Here is a 16,481-nt window from a genome sequence, read left to right as displayed (position 1 = left end):
GAAGTCGAGGCTGACGGGGAGAGACGATGAAACTGCAATGTCTGGCGTCGGCGGTCATCCTGTTTGCTTCGGCTTCCTTTGTGCTCGCGGATGGCGACGCGGTCGCCGGTGCCGCCGTTTTCAAGAGATGCGGGGCATGTCACACGGCGACCGGCCCTGATAATCGCGTCGGTCCCTCGCTGATGGGGATCGTCGGGCGAGCCGTCGCAAGCAAGCCGGATTACGCCTACTCGCCGGCGATGAGGGCATTCGGGGCTGATGGCAAGGTCTGGGATGAGGCGTTGCTTCGGAAATATCTGCCGGCGCCGCAATTCCTCGTCAAAGGCACCCGGATGGCGTTTCCAGGCATGAAAAGCGACAAGGACCTCGACAATCTCATCGCCTATCTGAAGAACCCGGCCGCTGCTCAGTAGCTTTCGAGCATTTCCTTCGCCTCCGGAAGCAGCTAGTCTTGCGCCAAAGGTAGGGGAGGGAATGTTTTCATGCTCAGGCCTCATTCCTTCGATGGCACGCTCGACAGGGCGCGCACGACGCTCGAAGACGCTATGAATGACGTGAATTCGGCAGTAGCGACGCTCGCCCGCCACGCCAAGGACAGCGAGCACGCCGCAGCCGTTAATTTTCCCGTCGAAGAGGCATTTGTTCGCGAAGCGGTCGAATTACTCGACCGTTGGAAATCAGTCGCCCTGTCGCTCGTCAAAGAGCTGGATCATGCGACCGACGAGGCTGATCTGCAGCATCGACGATTGTTCAATGAGAAGATCGGCCTTGAAAATGCAGGCTTGCTCAGCCGGGTGCTTGCACGCAGACCCATGGGGCCGGATGAGATCATCGTCAATGTCGACGCGGCCCTTGCGGTATCGGCCGAACTCGATCTTCTTTTCAAGCAGGCGAGACCCGTATTCTCCCGGTGCTTTCGTGAATGCGAACTTCAACTCGAAGGCGTGATCGAGAGGCGGAGGAAGCTCGATTTCGAAATAGAGGAGGTGCAGCGCCGGGCCGACGTCCTGGCGGAAAAGCTCATGTATCAGAGGCGCAACCGCCCATCTTCACGCCATGCCGATCTGCAGTCCGAACTCGAAGCGGACTATCGCGCTCTGGTGACCGAGCAGGATGACATTCGGCGGCAAGAACAGGAGCTTCAATCCCGCCGTACCGTGCGGCAGCGCCTCATAGATATTTACGAAGGGCTGGCGGCTGCCCTGAACAATCAGATCGCCGCCATCGGCGCGATGGCAGCCAAGCTGAGCGTCGATATCGAGCAGCGGATCGCCCTGCTCAAGGCATTGGCGTCAGAAGTGGAGCCGGCATCGATTAGGCTTTCGCGAACGGGAGCGGTCGAGAGCCTGATCCAGGCCTTCGAGGCGAATGTGCTGGCGGGGCATGATCTTGCCGTGCGCAAGGCTCATGTCGATGCTGTCTTCAAACGACGGTTGGAGCCTCATCCGCTGCACGCATCCTCAGATCCGGGCGAAGTGGCGGCAGAGACGCAACCTGAGGGTTGATTGCTGTCCGTCACGGAAAATTCCGTTCGGACGGTTGTTGTTTTTCCCAAGAACACATATTTGCTGGAACGCGAGTGGCGATAAGGACTTAATGATCCGAGGACCGCGGCGATTTTCGCGGCGTCCATTGCGCAGTTTGGTGTGGTGCGTCCTTCGCGTGTCGGCAGGATGTACGGTAGGGTTTAGGAGGCGTGTCCATGCTTGACTCGATCACTGCGTTCTTCAAGCGGATCTGGGCCGCTATCGCACGCTGGCTGGGATTGGTTTTCGTCGGGCTAAGCTGGCCATTTCTCGCCGCTCATGGCTGGTATCGGCAGCGCAACTGGCTGATCAAGCTGCCGCTTGCTGCCTTCGTGGCGCTGATGGCGCTGCTTTATGTCTATTTCGTTTGGCAAACGCAGGTCTGGACCGGGTTCAATCCGGCCTACCCGGACGTCTACAAATTCTCCGAGCGCAAATATTCCGCCGGACAGGAGCTGCCTGCGACGGACAGTCAGCAGGCGGCTGCAACAGCACCTAAGACCTGCCAAACCTCGGCTGTCGTCGACGTTGCCACCGATCTGATCGATTTCAACGTCAACCAGAATGCCTGGATTTCCTCGATGCTGCTCTACAAGCTCGGTTTCTTCGGCATTTCATGGGATGACACGCCCTTCCTCGACAACAAGGCTTCCTTCCAGCGGGGCATCAATTCGGTCGTTCGCCGCACCTCGGCGGAGTTGGTCGATACGCTCGGCCGCGTGCGCGGAACATCCGGCATCAACAGCGATCTACAGAAGGCGCGCGGCAACCTGCAGTTCGACGAGTCGAGCTGGTATTTTGGTCTGCATCCCTTCGGACCGAAAACCCCGAGCCCAAGCTATTATCGCGCTGCAATGAGCAATCTGCGCAGCTTCAATAGCGACGTCGGCAACTGCAAGGCGATTTTTGACGGGCGTGCCGACAATCTCCTGCAGTTCGTCGACCACATTGCCAACGATCTCGGCAGCACGGCGGATATATTGGCCAAGAGGGCGGGGGATCACAGCTATGGCTGGCTGGATATGCGGGCTGACGATCGCTTCTGGTTTGCCTATGGGCAGCTTTACGCGAGCTATGGTATCCTGATGGCGGCCCGCTCGGATTTCCAGCAGGTAATCGCCGAACGCAATGTCGCCACGCTCTGGGCCGATGTCACGACGCAGCTGCAGACGGCTTTGCGCATTCAACCTTTCATCATTTCCAATGGGCCTGAAGACAGCTCCTTCATGCCGAGCCATCTTGCAACCATGGGCTTCCATATTCTGCGGGTTCGCTCGAGCCTTGTGGAAATCCGCACGGTCCTGGGCGGTCGCTAACGGGTCCGGCTGCCGGGTTCAATTTAGAGAGTACTTGAAGGGGAGTTCGGCGAGAGCAGTTCCAGCAAAAGTGCGAAGCAGTCTTGCGTCCGGAACCGCGTAAAACAAGAAGATAGCGCGTTTTCGTGATTCGAAGAAAAGCTCTAGCTGATCAGCTTCAGGCGGATAGCTTTTGCGACGAGTTGGGTACGGTTGACGCAATCGAGCTTCTTGATCGCGTTCATCATATAGGCGTTGACCGTATGGTCGGAGAGCGAAAGAATCTGGCCGATCTCGATCGAGGTCTTGCCTTGGGCCGTCCAGCGGACCACTTCCAGCTCGCGTGCCGAAAGCGAATGCGGCGCGGCACCACCGTTGCGCTTGAGGCAGTTATAGGAATCGAGCGCCTGCAGCATGATCAAGGTGAGTTCGTTGATTTCACTCTGGCCGAGGCTGTTGCGATTGCCCATGAACCAGAAAACGAGGCGCTGGCCATCCGGAGCATTGACCGGGATTACGACGCTCATCGGACAATTGTAGCTAATCAGGAGTGCTCGAAGCTCGCCCGGCACATCGGCGTCAGGTTCGGCATCTTTTTCCAGCAGATGCCACGCGCGCGGCATCACTGAATCACGCGTGCGCAGCAGCATGGGGCAGCGGCGAACCAGATGATGTCGATCGAACTCACGCACGAACTGTGCGGGCACCGTCCCCTCGATAAGCAGCGGCGTCATCATCGTATCATCGGGAACCGGCGCGTTCATCAGGGCCACATGGCTGAAACCAAAAGCCGATCCCGTCCGTTCCAGGCCCATTGCAAACGCCGCCTGTGTCCGAGCGGCAGCCAACTCGGCAGAAAGCAGCAATTGTCTCTCGGCGGTAATGATATAGGACATATGAGTTAAGGTGTCCGCGGCGTGGTATCGACATCAAATACTCGATTTATGAGTGAATGCTAGACGCAAAAATACCACACGGCCAGAAATAATTTTCATTTTCATATATTTTAATATTTAAACATACAATTGCCGCAGGCTTCGCCCAAAATGGGCGATAAGTGCCCGCGACCATCCTTTTGTTGGCCGGATCTCGACGCGATCATACATTTGACGTCATCGCCGGGACGATCGAAGAGGTCTGATGACGCTTCTCTACTATGTCAAAATTAAGCCTGAAACCGAGGTTTTGAACTGGGTTCTGCGCTTTGGGCGGCGCTTCAGGAATGCCTGTTTTGTACCGTTCGCAGTTTATCGCCCACGGCATAAGCTGGCATGAAATCTCACGCTTTTGAGTGCGCCGGCAGCCAATTTTTGGAAACGTACTTCTTTGCACGCGAGGCTTTCCGTGAAGGCGGCCATGAGTTTTATTCAAATGATGCGTCGCCGTGTCAGTGCGCCTTGCGGAGGCCTAAAGCGGTTGCTATCGGTCTTGCCAAGGTAATCGCTTGCAGGCGTATAGCTTATGAATTTTCGCTTCTTTCCGCAGCTTGAGGCGCGCTGTTGTCAAACGCTGTTGTGGTTCGTCACCGGCGTTTCGCTTTTTCTGGTTTCGCCTATGCTGGCTGAAGCTGCCGGCGCTGTCGCTGGCGCGCCGATGGAGTTTTCGCTCGTTCACGGTGAGATGGGCCAATGCCGAGCCGATAGCACTTGCCCGGACTGGATCTCCGCTGAAGGGCAGATCATGGCGGATACGCCGCGGAAGCTGCAGAAAGTCCTGAAGCAGGTGGGCAACCGTAAACTGCCCATCGTCGTCAGTTCGCCGGGGGGCGATGTCAAGGCAGCGATGGAGATGGCTCGCATCATTCGCAAGCAAAAGCTTTCGATCGCAGTCGGCCGTACCCGCTCGCGGGCGTGTCCCTATGCCGAGCCGATTTGCTCGGCTGCTTTTGCCAAGGACGGTTCGATCACAGGTCAGCCATTTTCCGACGGCGCAATCTGCTTTTCGGCCTGCCCGCTGTTTTTTGCAGGCGGCGTTCAGCGCGTTTCCAGCCCCTTCGCGCTGCTGGGCGTTCATCAGATCACCACCACCTATAGCGAAGTGCGCGTCCAGTACCGCACCGAATATGAGATGGTGGACGGCAGGCGCAAGATCATCTCCAAGAAGGAAATCGGCCGCAAATTCGTCGGTAAATACGATACGACGAAGCTCGACAAGGCGCAGAGGGCGAGGCTGGTGAGCTTCCTTGACAAAATGGGTGTGGACCGGGGACTTGTCGATCTGATGCTTGGAACTGACCCGAACGGCATTCATCTACTTTCGCAGATGGACGCGTTGAGGCTCAAGCTGACGACGGAGCTTGCCGATGCCGACGCTCTAGTCTCGGCGCGCAACTGCAAGGAAAATCAATCGATTTCCGATTGTGTCGCGCCGGCACCGTCGACGACCGCTGCGCCGATGACGAGCGCATCGGCAATGGCCGGCAAGTAGCCGCTCGTCCGGCCTCAGCTATCTTTGGCTTTTGCTTTCGCCATGATCTTTTCCAGAAAGCCCAACAATAGCGCGGACACGACGAAGGCCAGGTGGATAATCGTGAACCACATCAGCTTGGCGTTGTCGTATTGAGTAGCGTTCAGGAAGATCTGCAGCAGGTGGATCGAGGAAATGGCGACGATCGAAGAGGCGACCTTGATCTTTAGGCTGCCTGAATCGAGCTTGCCGATGAAGGAAACCTCGCCTCCATTTTCGGCCTCGTCGAAGCGGCTGACGAAATTTTCATAGCCGGAAATCATTACCATGACGATGAGGCTTGCCACTAGGGCGGCGTCGATGAGGCCGAGAATGGCGAGGATCATGTCGGCTTCGTCATAGGCGAAGACGTTGATCGCCACCTTGTAGAACTTATAGGCGAACGAAACGGCGTAGACGGCGAGTGAAGCGGCAAGGCCGAGATAGAAGATCACCAGGAGCCAGCGACTGGAGAGGATGATGCGCTCGACCAGCAATTCCAGGGACTTCATATCTTTATCTTTCCTTCTCGCTTTGCATTGGACGCCGAAAATAGGCATGCCTGCGTCCTGAGACAAGGCGGTGCGTTTCGACGAACAGAGTACTTCGCCACTATTCACACCCGATAGATATTGGTTTATCCCGACAGGGAAATGACCGTATGTTTGGGGGCGAGACTTATGGCGACGACCGTGGCATCCGATATCGAGATTGCGCGCGCAGCAAAGAAGCTGCCGATTATGGAGATCGGCGCAAAGCTCGGGATTCCGGCGGAAGATCTCGCACCTTACGGCTACGACAAGGCAAAGATCGGTGCCGCGTTCATTGCAGCGCAGGCTGACAAGAAGGATGGCAAGCTGATCCTCGTCACGGCGATCAATCCGACGCCGGCGGGCGAGGGCAAGACCACGACGACGGTTGGCCTCGGCGACGGCCTGAACCGCATCGGCAAGAAGGCGGTAGTCTGCGTGCGCGAGGCCTCGCTCGGTCCGTGTTTCGGCGTGAAGGGCGGGGCGGCAGGCGGTGGCTATGCGCAGGTCATCCCCATGGAGGATATCAACCTCCATTTCACCGGCGATTTCCACGCGATCACGTCGGCCCACAATCTGCTCGCCGCGCTGATCGACAATCACATCTACTGGGGCAACGAGCAGAATATCGACCTCAGGCGCATCACGTGGCGGCGCGCGATGGACATGAACGATCGGGCGCTACGCGATATCGTATCGTCGCTTGGCGGCGTTGCGAACGGTTTTCCGCGCGAAGGCGGCTTCGACATCACCGTCGCTTCGGAGGTGATGGCGATCCTCTGCCTGGCATCCGATCTGAAGGATCTGGAAAAGCGGCTCGGCAACATCATCATCGGCTATCGCCGCGACCGCACGCCGGTTTATGCCCGCGATCTGAAGGCCGATGGCGCCATGGCCGTGCTCCTGAAGGACGCCATGCAGCCGAACCTCGTGCAGACGCTGGAGAACAATCCGGCGCTGGTGCATGGCGGCCCCTTCGCCAATATCGCCCATGGCTGCAATTCGGTGATCGCGACGCGCACGGCACTGAAGCTTGCCGATTATGTGGTCACGGAAGCCGGCTTCGGTGCCGATCTCGGAGCGGAAAAATTCTTCGACATTAAATGCCGCAAATCCGGGCTTTCGCCGGATGCGGCCGTAATTGTCGCGACCGTGCGGGCCTTGAAGATGAACGGCGGCGTCAAGAAGGACGATCTTGGCAGGGAGAACGTTGAAGCCCTGGTGAAAGGCTGCGCCAATCTCGGCAGGCATGTCGCCAATGTCCGCAAGTTCGGCGTTCCCGTCGTCGTCGCCATCAATCACTTCGTTTCGGATACGGAAGCCGAAATCGAGGCGCTGAAGAATTATGTCGCACGCCTCGGCGCCGAGGCGATTCTTTGCCGGCACTGGGCCGAGGGCTCGGCCGGCATTGCCGACCTCGCACATAAGGTGGTGGAGCTTGCCGAATCCGGGCAGGCGAAATTCCAGCCGCTCTATCCCGACAATCTTCCTTTGCTAGAGAAAATCGAGATCGTCGCCTCGAAGATCTACCATGCCGGCGAGGTGACTGCCGACAAGGCCGTGCGCGATCAGCTCAGGTCCTGGGAGGACCAGGGTTACGGGCATCTGCCGGTCTGCATGGCGAAGACGCAATATTCCTTCTCGACCGATCCGAATGTCCGGGGAGCACCCGAAGGCCACATCGTATCCGTTCGCGAGGTGCGACTTTCGGCCGGGGCCGGCTTCGTCGTCGTCATTACCGGCGAGATCATGACCATGCCCGGACTGCCGAAATCGCCGGCAGCCGAGAGGATTTTTCTCAATGATCATGGATACATCGAAGGACTGTTTTAAGTTCAGAATCCGATTCAACTTGTCGGTCGGGAAGTGCCGGCTTGGCAGCTTCGCCCGCAACTATTGTCATCCAATTTTGGTAGGATATCTAACCTATTGACCTTGGCGAAATCCGAAACAAATCGGCTCGGTCCAAGCATCGTCAAGATGGAGGCGGATCGTGACTGCCGACAGCCGCGCAAGTTTGGATGAGATACGGGACTTCCATGCGAAGATGATGGCAGCGGCCAGCAATTCTTCCGATGAGAGGCTGGAACGAGCCTTTCGCCTTGTCAAGCGCGAGGCATTCATGGGGCCAGGGCCCTGGCAGATCGTGGTGAAGGGACGCCATCTCGAAACACCAAGCAGCGATCCCGCCTTTCTCTATCAGAATGTTTTGGTCTCCCTGGACAAATCCAAGGGCATCAACAATGGCGAGCCGTTTCTCCATGCTGCCTTCTTGGGTGCCGTCGCGCCGCAGGCCGGTGAGACGGTCATCCAGATCGGCACGGGAACTGGATATTACACGGCCATTCTGTCGACGCTGGTGGCACCGGGCGGCCATGTTCACGCCGTCGAGATCGATGAGGCATTGGCCAGCCGCACCCGCGATAATCTTGCCTCGTTCGAGAACGCCTCCGTCATCTGCGCCGATGCGACCGAGCTGGAGCTTCCGCAAGCGGATCTGATCTACGTGAGTGCGGGGGTGGTGGCGCCGCCGATATCGTGGTTGCAGGCGCTGCGCCTCGGCGGCCGGATCATCGTGCCCTGGCAGGCGAATGATAGGGTCGGGCTTGCTGTCCTGATCACACGCGCAGAGCAGGGGTTCAGCGCCCGCGCCTTGATGCCCGCCTATTTCATTCCCTGCATCGGAGCTTCCGATCCCATGCAAACCACGAAGACGCCAAATGGAGGCGAGGCTCGCTCTATCCAGTCGGTTTGGCTCACCCAGGATCGAGCGCCGGATGAAACGGCGGTTGCGATCTATAGAGACCTGTGGTTCTCAAATGCAGGTCTCTGAATATGACGGAATTTAAAGATCAACACCCCGTCGATTCCGCGACGCATTTCTAGTGGCAATAGCGAAAGCCGCCATTCCTCTCGATGACGTCGAGATGGAAATGGGTCTCGTGCGCGGCATCGCTTTCCGGATCCAAAACGGTCGTGAAATAAAGGCAGGCCGAGGCGCTGGCTGCGCGCTGGAATGCGCCTGTGAGCGTCGGATCTTCGCGCCGCGGCTCGATTGCGATGGTCTTGCCGTTTTCGAAGGTGAAGCTCGCGACATCTATGGCGTTGCCGCGGGCATGCTCGGAGATCTTGCCGGTGGAAGCATTGTTGCGCAGCCGGCAGACATAGGTCGAGGCCTGGTTGATCGTGACGATCTTGCCATTGTCCAATGCCGCGGCTGACGGAATGACACTTTCCTTCATCCATTGAGCCAAGGCGAGAGCGGCTTCGCAGCGCATTTGCCCTTCGGGCTTGAATTCTATGCCCGGCAGTGGGGAGTTAAGCGCGATCGGCTTGTCGATGCCGCAGCCGTTGCCATCATCGATGCGGGCGATCTCTTTGAAGGTTGATCCGATGGCGGTCAGCGCCTTCAGGCAGGCCTGGTGTTCGTCATCCGGTTCGGAAGCGATGGTCAGGGGCGGACGGGGAGGGCCTTGCATCTGTTGGCCACTTGTCTGCTCCTCCGGCTGTGACGCCGGCTTTTCCTCCGGTTGAGCCGTCGGTTTTTCCGCCGGAATGACGGGGCCGTTTGGTGATGCTGCGGGTTTTTCTGCAGGGATCGGCGCTTTGCCATCCGGCTGAACTTGTTCCTGACTCGGTTTTTGCTCGGGTATCGGGCCGGTCTGAGGGAGAGACGTGGCCATGAGAAGGACGGCGGCGGAGACTAATGAGATAATTCTAAACAGCATCAAGTAATTCAGCCAGTTCTAATGATGATGCCGATAGAACGCGCGAAGCTGTGATTTCGTTGCAATTCAGCAACGTTCGCTTCTTGTCTTAAAAGATGACAATTTTATTCATGATTATGCACGCCGAATATATTGACAATAATACTCATGTTTTTTATGCGGCAGAAAGAAGGCGGGATATTTCCGCCCGTTAACAAGATAACCTAGCCAGCCCCTTGCCTGCATTCGACGCAGCAACCAGCCAGCCCGGTGGAGCAATTCGAAAGGAATGGTTATGGTTGTCCGGCGATCCCGCTCGGTTCTTTTGGCATGCACTGCGTTTCTCGCGCTCGGGCTGGCGACGACATCTCTTGCGCAGACCGCAGCTCAGAACGAAGAGGCGACGGGCGAGGCCGCCAAGGGCGACCGCGTCACCAATCTGAAACCGATTGTGGTGACTGGGAAGGGCAAGGCAAACAAGGATGTGCTTGCCGACTCTCCGACCACAAGTGAGACGACGGCTCAGGACATCGACGACAAGCAAATCACACGTATCGAGGATCTCGGCCGCAGCACCGAGGTCGGCGTCGGCTTCAACCGCGCTACCGGCGGTGTCAATATTCGCGGCCTCGGTGATGACCGTGTGCTGACGACGGTCGACGGCATTCAAATTCCTTTCCTTCTCGATGCTTCGCGCGGCAACGCCAATGGCGCCAATAATGGTGGCAATGGCGGCGTCAACAGCTTTGATTTCAACGCGCTTTCGAGCGTCGATATCGTGCGCGGCGCCGATTCCAGTCGTGCCGGTTCGGGCGCTCTCGGCGGTGCCTTCGTGCTGCGCACGCTGGAGCCGGAAGATCTGATTGCGCCTGGTTCTACCTGGGGCGGTGTTTTCAAGTTCGGCTATAATGGCGACGACCGCAGCATCGGCGGTTCAGCCGCGGTTGCCAAGCGCATCGACAATACCGCCGTTCTCTTCCAGGGCGGCTACACGCATGGTCATGAGCTTGAGAACAACGGCGATATCGGCGGCTATTCCACCAAGCGTACCGAGGCTAACCCGGCTGACTACAATCAGAGAAGTGGCCTGTTCAAGATCCGTCAATATACCGACATCGGCACCTTCGGCATCGCGGCCGAGCATTACAACAAGGACAAAACCACCGATCTCATGACCCTGCAGAGCGCGACCGGAAACTTCCGGCCCGGCAACTATAACGGGACAGACAATGTTGAGCGCAATCGCGTGTCGCTCGATTACAAATATGAAGCCGAGAGTGCCGATTCGCTGCTCGATACCGCCAACGCCGTTTTCTACTGGCAGAACCTTTTGCGTGAAGGCGGTGTGGAAGGCTATCGCTATACATCCGTCACCGGCGACTATTGGCGCCGTAATGAAATGGAAGATCGCAGCATCGGCTTCGCCGGCAATGCATCGAAGTCTTTCGATACAGGCAGCCTGCATCACCAAGTCACTTTTGGTCTCGATGTTGCCTTCGACAAGGTTCACCAGTACTCGGCCGGTGAGGATAGCTGCGCACTTCCTCGCTGGCGTGCCTCTTGCGCCTTCCTGCACACCAACCAGTCCGATATGCCTGATGTCGATGGCAAGCGCGTCGGCGCCTTCATCGACGACAAGATCGAATTGGGCTCCAGCAATTTCTATTTGACGCCGGGTCTTCGCTTCGACTGGTACGATTACTCGCCGAAGAACACGGCCGCCTATCGCGAGAGCGCCAACTATAACGGCCTGTCCTCCGGGCAATCCGACAGCCGCTTCTCGCCGAAGCTGCGCGCCTCCTATCAGCCGCAGGACAATGTCGAGCTCTATGCGCAATGGGCGATGGCCTTCCGTGCGCCCAGTGTCAGCGAACTCTACGTCAACTACGGCGTGCCCGGCGGTTATGTCACCTACGGCAACCCCGACCTGAAGCCCGAAACCAGCAACGGCATCGAAATCGGCACCAACCTTGGTGACGACGATTTCGGCGGCCATATCGGTGCGTTCTATAACAAGTACAAGAACTTCATCGACACGCTGAACTATCGCGATCCCACAGGCACCTATCCGCTCGGGATTACCGAATACTTCAATCGCGCCAACGTCCGCATGTTCGGCGTCGAGGTCAACGCGCACAAGAAGTTCGACAACGGCATCCACATAAAGGGCTCGGTCGCCTATGTGAACGGCAAGGATTCCGATACCGGAGAATGGATCAATTCCGTCGCTCCGGCCAAGGCGGCCTTCACCGTCGGCTATGCGGCTGACGTCTGGGGGACGGACCTGACCTTCGTCACCGCAGCGCGCGAGGCGAAGAAGACAGGCGACACGCTGCAGACCCCTGCCTATGGCATCTTCGATCTGACTGCCTGGTGGGAACCGGAGCAGGTGAAGGGCCTCAGCATTCGCGGCGGCGTCTACAACATCTTCAACAAGACCTATTACGACGCGCTTAACGCGCCGTCCTACAGTGGCACGCTGACCCAACCCGCATCCTATTATTCCGAGCCTGGCCGGACCTTCAAGCTGACGCTGACGCAGAGGTTCTAAGCCACCTCATCGATGCAGCAAACTTGGGCGGTGCTTCGGCGTCGCCCTCTTTTTTTGCCCTCTTGCGTGGCATCGGGAAAATTGCGCAATTGTAAATCGCAGGCTTCAATGCTATTTGACGCCCACAGTCTTCAACCCGTCGAGAGAAAAGAGAGGAGGACCATATGACCAAGATAGTCTGGCATATTCGCCAGTTCGGTCCGACTCGTGCCCTGCAGATGCGTTTGCAGGGCTGATCAGAGGCTGTTTCTCACTCATTCCTCCTGGTCTGCCCCTTGGGCGACGTGAGCCGGCGTATTTGCGCAGCCGCGTCATGACATGTTTTCGAGTATTGGCCTGCTTGGGCCTTTGGCATCGGTTTAGCGCGGCAAAAGGAGCCGCCGGCAATGCCTTGAGATGCTCGATCGAGACCGGAAAAGACCATGACTCTGATCAATCTCCGCAATCTCGGCGTCACCATGAGTGCGCCGCTGTTTTCCAATCTCAACTTCACCATCGATGCCGGTGACCGCGTCGGCATCGTCGCCGCGAATGGACGCGGGAAGACCACGCTGCTCAACTGCATCACGGGTAGGCAGGAGCCGACCACGGGCGAGATCACCCGCGCGCGAGGCTTGCGCGTCGGCTACGTCGAACAGAATGTGCCGGCGGCCCTGATGGATGTCTCCTTTTATGACGCCGTTCTGCGCGCTTTGCCCAAGGAGCAGGTAGAGAGCGAGAGCTGGCGTGTCGACGTCACTCTCGATTCGCTCGACGTGCCGGCGGCGATGCGGGAAAGAACATTGGTGCAGCTCAGCGGCGGCTGGCAGCGGCTTGCCATGCTTGCCCGCGTCTGGGTAACCGAGCCCGATGTGTTGCTGCTCGACGAGCCGACCAACCATCTCGATCTCGCCAAGATCGCGCTGCTGGAGGATTGGCTGAATGGCTTGCCGCGCGACGTGCCCGTCATCATCGCCAGCCACGACCGTGCCTTCCTCGATACCGTCTGCAATCGAACCCTGTTCCTGCGCCAGGACCAGTCGCCAACCTACGCCTTGCCGTATAGCCGGGCGCGTGCGGCGCTGGACGAGGTCGATGCCTCGGATGAGCGCCGTTACCAGAAGGAGATGAAGACGGCGCAGCAGCTGCGCAAGCAGGCGGCCAAGCTCTACAATCTCGGCGTCAACTCCGGCAGCGATCTTTTGACGGTGAAGACGAAGCAATTGAAGGCGCGGGCCGAGAAGCTGGAGGATAGCGCGAGGCCGGGTTACCGCGAGCGCTCCTCCGGTTCGATCAAGCTCGCCAATCGGGGCATCCACGCCAAGGTGCTGCTGACGCTGGAGGATGCATCGGTGACCACGCCTGACGGTACGCTGCTGTTCAAGACCGGTCAGCAGTGGATTTGCCAGGGCGACCGCATCGTGCTGCTCGGGCAGAATGGCGCGGGCAAGACGCGGCTCGTGGAGATGATACGCAGGGCGATTGCCGATCAGGCGGTCGGCGGTACGATCAAGCCGACGCCATCCATCGTGCTCGGCTACAGCGATCAGGGGCTCTCCAATCTTGATCAGAAGGACACGCCGCTCGGCATGGTCACGCGCCTGTTCGAGCTCGGCGAGCAACGTGCCCGCACGCTGCTGGTCGGGGTCGGGATAAATATCGATATGCAGGGCAAAGAGATCGGCCGCCTATCCGGCGGGCAGAAGGCGCGGCTTGCCATGCTGGTGCTGCGGCTGACCAATCCCAACTTCTACCTCCTGGACGAGCCGACAAACCATCTGGATATCGATGGCCAGGAGGCGCTGGAGGGCGAGCTGACGGCAAATGAGGCTAGCTGCCTTCTCGTCTCGCACGACCGCAGCTTCGTGCGATCTATCGGCAATCGCTTCTGGCTGATCGACCGGAAGCGGCTGGTCGAGGTGGATGGTCCCGAGGAGTTCTTCGAGGCGGCGAGAGCGCAGGAATGAGAGAAGGATGGGCAGAGACGAAAAATCGATTCTGCCCATTCCCCAAGATTGCGGCTTGCGCATCGTGGCATCTCACGCTAACAATTCCCGCCATGAACATGTCCTTGAACAACATTGCGGTTTGGTGGTGGGCACGCTGAGGCGGCCTCGACCAATCGTGTTCAAAGACGACGAGTGAGCCGCCCGAGATTTCGAGGCGGCTTTTTTGTTATATTGGCCGCCTGTCGTCCGGGCCCGATAACGGAGTGAGGAACAATGGTAACGATCCTTCGGGATGATGGTGCGGAAATCTACGAGACGAAGGGCGGCATCACCGTCACCCGGCAGCGTCGGCCGACGCCCTATGCGGATGCGGTTTTGTCCTACATCGACAAACTCGACGAGCGCCGCGGCGCGGTCTTCTCCTCCAATTACGAATATCCCGGCCGTTATACGCGTTGGGATACCGCCATCGTCGATCCGCCGCTCGGCTTGTCCTGCAATGGGCGCGATGTCTGGATCGAAGCCTATAACGAGCGCGGCGAAATCATTCTCGGCTTCATCGCGGATAAGCTGAAGACGGTTTCGGAGGTCGTTCTCGGCGCTTCGACGCCGCGCCGGCTCGATCTGACCGTAAAGACGCCGGATCGCGTCTTTACCGAGGAAGAGCGCTCGAAAATGCCGACGGTCTTCACCGTGCTGCGCGCCGTGACCGATCTCTTCTATTCGCAGGCGGATGCCAGCATCGGCTTCTACGGTGCCTTCGGCTATGATCTCGCCTTCCAGTTCGACGCGATCGATCTGAAGCTCAAGCGCCCGGACGACCAGCGCGACATGGTGCTTTACCTGCCCGACGAAATCCTGGTGGTGGACAACTATTCCGCCAAGGCCTGGATCGACCGATACGATTTCGCAAAGGGCGGCGTATCGACGGAAGGCAAGTCGGGCGAGATCGCGCCCGAGCCGTTCCGCCACACCGATGCCATTCCGCCGAAGAGCGATCATCGCCCCGGCGAATATGCCGAACTGGTTGTCAAAGCGAAGGAGAGCTTCCGTAAGGGCGATCTCTTCGAAGTGGTGCCCGGCCAGAAGTTCATGGAGCGCTGCGAGAGCAAGCCGTCGGATATTTCCAAGCGGTTGAAGGCGATCAATCCGTCGCCCTATTCCTTCTTCATCAATCTCGGCAATCAGGAATATCTCGTCGGCGCTTCGCCAGAAATGTTCGTGCGCGTGTCCGGCCGCCGCATCGAGACCTGCCCGATTTCGGGCACGATCAAGCGCGGCGACGATCCGATTGCCGACAGCGAGCAGATCCTGAAGCTCTTGAACTCCAAGAAGGACGAGTCCGAGCTGACCATGTGCTCCGACGTCGATCGAAACGACAAGAGCCGTGTCTGCGAGCCGGGTTCGGTCAAGGTCATCGGCCGCCGGCAGATCGAGATGTATTCGCGCCTCATCCACACGGTCGATCATATCGAGGGCCGTCTGCGCGACGACATGGACGCCTTCGACGGCTTCCTGAGCCACGCCTGGGCCGTCACCGTCACCGGCGCGCCGAAGCTTTGGGCCATGCGTTTCATCGAGAGCCACGAGAAGAGCCCGCGCGCATGGTACGGCGGCGCGATCGGCATGGTCGGCTTCAACGGCGACATGAACACCGGCCTGACGCTGCGCACTGTTCGCATCAAGGACGGCATTGCCGAGGTGCGAGCCGGCGCGACGCTGCTCAACGATTCGATCCCCGAGGAAGAAGAAGCCGAAACCGAACTGAAGGCCTCCGCCATGCTTTCCGCCATCCGTGACGCCAAGACCGGCAATTCCGGCAAACAGCAACGGGACGTCGCTTCCGTCGGCAAGGGCGTGAAGATCCTGCTCGTCGATCACGAGGACAGCTTCGTCCATACGCTTGCCAACTACTTCCGCCAGACGGGGGCGACGGTTTCGACCGTACGTACGCCGGTGCCGGAAGAAGTCTTCGACCGGCTCGATCCGGATCTCGTCGTGCTGTCGCCGGGTCCTGGTAATCCAAAGGATTTCGATTGCAAGGCGACGATCAAGAAGGCGAGGGCGCGCAACCTGCCGATCTTCGGCGTCTGCTTGGGCTTGCAGGCGCTGGCCGAAGCCTATGGTGGCGAGCTGCGCCATCTGGCGATCCCGATGCATGGGAAGCCCTCGCGCATCCGCGTGCTGGAGCCCGGTCTGGTCTTCTCAGGTCTTGGCCGCGAAGTGACGGTTGGCCGCTATCACTCGATCTTTGCCGATCCGTCGAGCCTGCCGCGCGACTTCATGATCACGGCCGAGAGCGAAGACGGCACGATCATGGGCATCGAGCATGTGAAGGAGCCGATCGCAGCCGTGCAGTTTCATCCGGAATCGATCATGACGCTTGGCGGCGATGCCGGCATGCGGATGATCGAGAATGTCGTGGCGCATCTGGCGCGCCGGGCAAAGACGAAGGCCGCCTGAGACGAGCGTTTAGAGCTCGGATGTTTCTAGCCCCAT

12 protein-coding genes are annotated in these 16,481 nt (G+C 58.7%); 9 read left to right on the top strand and 3 right to left on the bottom strand.

Annotated features, from left to right (window positions below):
- The first annotated feature begins 26 nt into the window (after window positions 1-26).
- The 3 genes from AC13RE_RS05280 (at window position 27) to AC13RE_RS05270 (ending at window position 2,842) form a co-directional block, all read left to right on the top strand.
- Entirely contained in the window at window positions 27-413 is a 387-nt protein-coding gene (locus AC13RE_RS05280) for a c-type cytochrome (RefSeq protein WP_488562184.1), read from the top strand.
- Window positions 414-482: 69 nt separating this feature from the next.
- Complete coding sequence (locus tag AC13RE_RS05275) at window positions 483-1,505, top strand: hypothetical protein (RefSeq protein WP_488562183.1); 1,023 nt, start codon at window positions 483-485, stop codon at window positions 1,503-1,505.
- Between the two features lie 197 nt (window positions 1,506-1,702).
- Entirely contained in the window at window positions 1,703-2,842 is a 1,140-nt protein-coding gene (locus AC13RE_RS05270; protein ID WP_488562182.1) for a DUF2333 family protein, read from the top strand.
- A gap of 143 nt (window positions 2,843-2,985) precedes the next feature.
- Here AC13RE_RS05270 and AC13RE_RS05265 read toward each other — a convergent pair whose 3' ends face one another.
- Window positions 2,986-3,717, bottom strand: coding sequence for a helix-turn-helix transcriptional regulator (locus tag AC13RE_RS05265; protein ID WP_488486196.1), 732 nt, complete (start codon window positions 3,715-3,717; stop codon window positions 2,986-2,988).
- Window positions 3,718-4,282: 565 nt separating this feature from the next.
- On the opposite strand from AC13RE_RS05265, the gene AC13RE_RS05260 reads away from it, so the two are divergent.
- Window positions 4,283-5,248 carry a COG3904 family protein gene (locus AC13RE_RS05260; protein ID WP_488562181.1) on the top strand — a complete coding sequence of 322 codons (966 nt, stop codon included), beginning with the start codon at window positions 4,283-4,285 and terminating at the stop codon, window positions 5,246-5,248.
- A 14-nt stretch (window positions 5,249-5,262) separates the two neighbouring features.
- Here AC13RE_RS05260 and AC13RE_RS05255 read toward each other — a convergent pair whose 3' ends face one another.
- Window positions 5,263-5,778, bottom strand: coding sequence for a TIGR00645 family protein (locus AC13RE_RS05255; RefSeq protein ID WP_015340669.1), 516 nt, complete (start codon window positions 5,776-5,778; stop codon window positions 5,263-5,265).
- A gap of 168 nt (window positions 5,779-5,946) precedes the next feature.
- Between AC13RE_RS05255 and AC13RE_RS05250 the strand changes: the two genes are divergently transcribed.
- Together AC13RE_RS05250 and AC13RE_RS05245 are read left to right on the top strand one after the other, a co-directional pair.
- The gene (locus AC13RE_RS05250; protein ID WP_488562180.1) at window positions 5,947-7,629 is read left to right on the top strand and encodes a formate--tetrahydrofolate ligase; all 1,683 of its coding nucleotides are present in this window, start codon (window positions 5,947-5,949) and stop codon (window positions 7,627-7,629) included.
- A gap of 160 nt (window positions 7,630-7,789) precedes the next feature.
- Window positions 7,790-8,629, top strand: a complete 840-nt coding sequence (locus AC13RE_RS05245; RefSeq protein ID WP_488562179.1) for a protein-L-isoaspartate O-methyltransferase family protein — start codon at window positions 7,790-7,792, stop codon at window positions 8,627-8,629.
- A gap of 49 nt (window positions 8,630-8,678) precedes the next feature.
- On the opposite strand, the gene AC13RE_RS05240 is transcribed toward AC13RE_RS05245, so the two are convergent.
- On the bottom strand, window positions 8,679-9,479 hold the full coding sequence (locus tag AC13RE_RS05240) for an extensin-like domain-containing protein (RefSeq protein ID WP_488562178.1): 801 nt from the start codon (window positions 9,477-9,479) through the stop codon (window positions 8,679-8,681).
- Window positions 9,480-9,798: 319 nt separating this feature from the next.
- Here AC13RE_RS05240 and AC13RE_RS05235 point away from each other — a divergent pair, with 319 nt between their 5' ends.
- The 3 genes from AC13RE_RS05235 to AC13RE_RS05225 all read left to right on the top strand — a co-directional run bounded on the left by AC13RE_RS05235 (window position 9,799) and on the right by AC13RE_RS05225 (window position 16,445).
- Complete coding sequence (locus tag AC13RE_RS05235) at window positions 9,799-12,054, top strand: TonB-dependent hemoglobin/transferrin/lactoferrin family receptor (protein WP_488562177.1); 2,256 nt, start codon at window positions 9,799-9,801, stop codon at window positions 12,052-12,054.
- Window positions 12,055-12,476: 422 nt separating this feature from the next.
- The gene (locus tag AC13RE_RS05230; protein WP_488562176.1) at window positions 12,477-14,000 is read left to right on the top strand and encodes an ABC-F family ATP-binding cassette domain-containing protein; all 1,524 of its coding nucleotides are present in this window, start codon (window positions 12,477-12,479) and stop codon (window positions 13,998-14,000) included.
- A gap of 255 nt (window positions 14,001-14,255) precedes the next feature.
- A complete protein-coding gene (locus AC13RE_RS05225) occupies window positions 14,256-16,445 on the top strand; it encodes an anthranilate synthase (protein WP_132717181.1) in 2,190 nt (729 codons plus the stop codon).
- Window positions 16,446-16,481 lie beyond the last annotated feature (36 nt).

Source organism: Martinezella sp. CNPSo 3959 (genome assembly GCF_057784355.1).
Note: the sequence above shows the minus strand (reverse complement) of the source record. Positions and strands in the feature narration are given on the sequence as shown.

Bases quoted from the DNA above. Each gene is read 5' to 3' on its own strand.
- AC13RE_RS05270 (WP_488562182.1), top strand. From the start codon at position 1,703: ATGCTTGACTCGATCACTGCGTTCTTCAAGCGGATCTGGGCCGCTATC.
- AC13RE_RS05280 (WP_488562184.1), top strand. From the start codon at position 27: ATGAAACTGCAATGTCTGGCGTCGGCGGTCATCCTGTTTGCTTCGGCT.
- AC13RE_RS05265 (WP_488486196.1), bottom strand. From the start codon at position 3,717: ATGTCCTATATCATTACCGCCGAGAGACAATTGCTGCTTTCTGCCGAG.
- AC13RE_RS05225 (WP_132717181.1), top strand. From the start codon at position 14,256: ATGGTAACGATCCTTCGGGATGATGGTGCGGAAATCTACGAGACGAAG.
- AC13RE_RS05240 (WP_488562178.1), bottom strand. From the start codon at position 9,479: ATGGCCACGTCTCTCCCTCAGACCGGCCCGATACCCGAGCAAAAACCG.
- AC13RE_RS05275 (WP_488562183.1), top strand. From the start codon at position 483: ATGCTCAGGCCTCATTCCTTCGATGGCACGCTCGACAGGGCGCGCACG.
- AC13RE_RS05235 (WP_488562177.1), top strand. From the start codon at position 9,799: ATGGTTGTCCGGCGATCCCGCTCGGTTCTTTTGGCATGCACTGCGTTT.
- AC13RE_RS05230 (WP_488562176.1), top strand. From the start codon at position 12,477: ATGACTCTGATCAATCTCCGCAATCTCGGCGTCACCATGAGTGCGCCG.
- AC13RE_RS05260 (WP_488562181.1), top strand. From the start codon at position 4,283: ATGAATTTTCGCTTCTTTCCGCAGCTTGAGGCGCGCTGTTGTCAAACG.
- AC13RE_RS05250 (WP_488562180.1), top strand. From the start codon at position 5,947: ATGGCGACGACCGTGGCATCCGATATCGAGATTGCGCGCGCAGCAAAG.
- AC13RE_RS05255 (WP_015340669.1), bottom strand. From the start codon at position 5,778: ATGAAGTCCCTGGAATTGCTGGTCGAGCGCATCATCCTCTCCAGTCGC.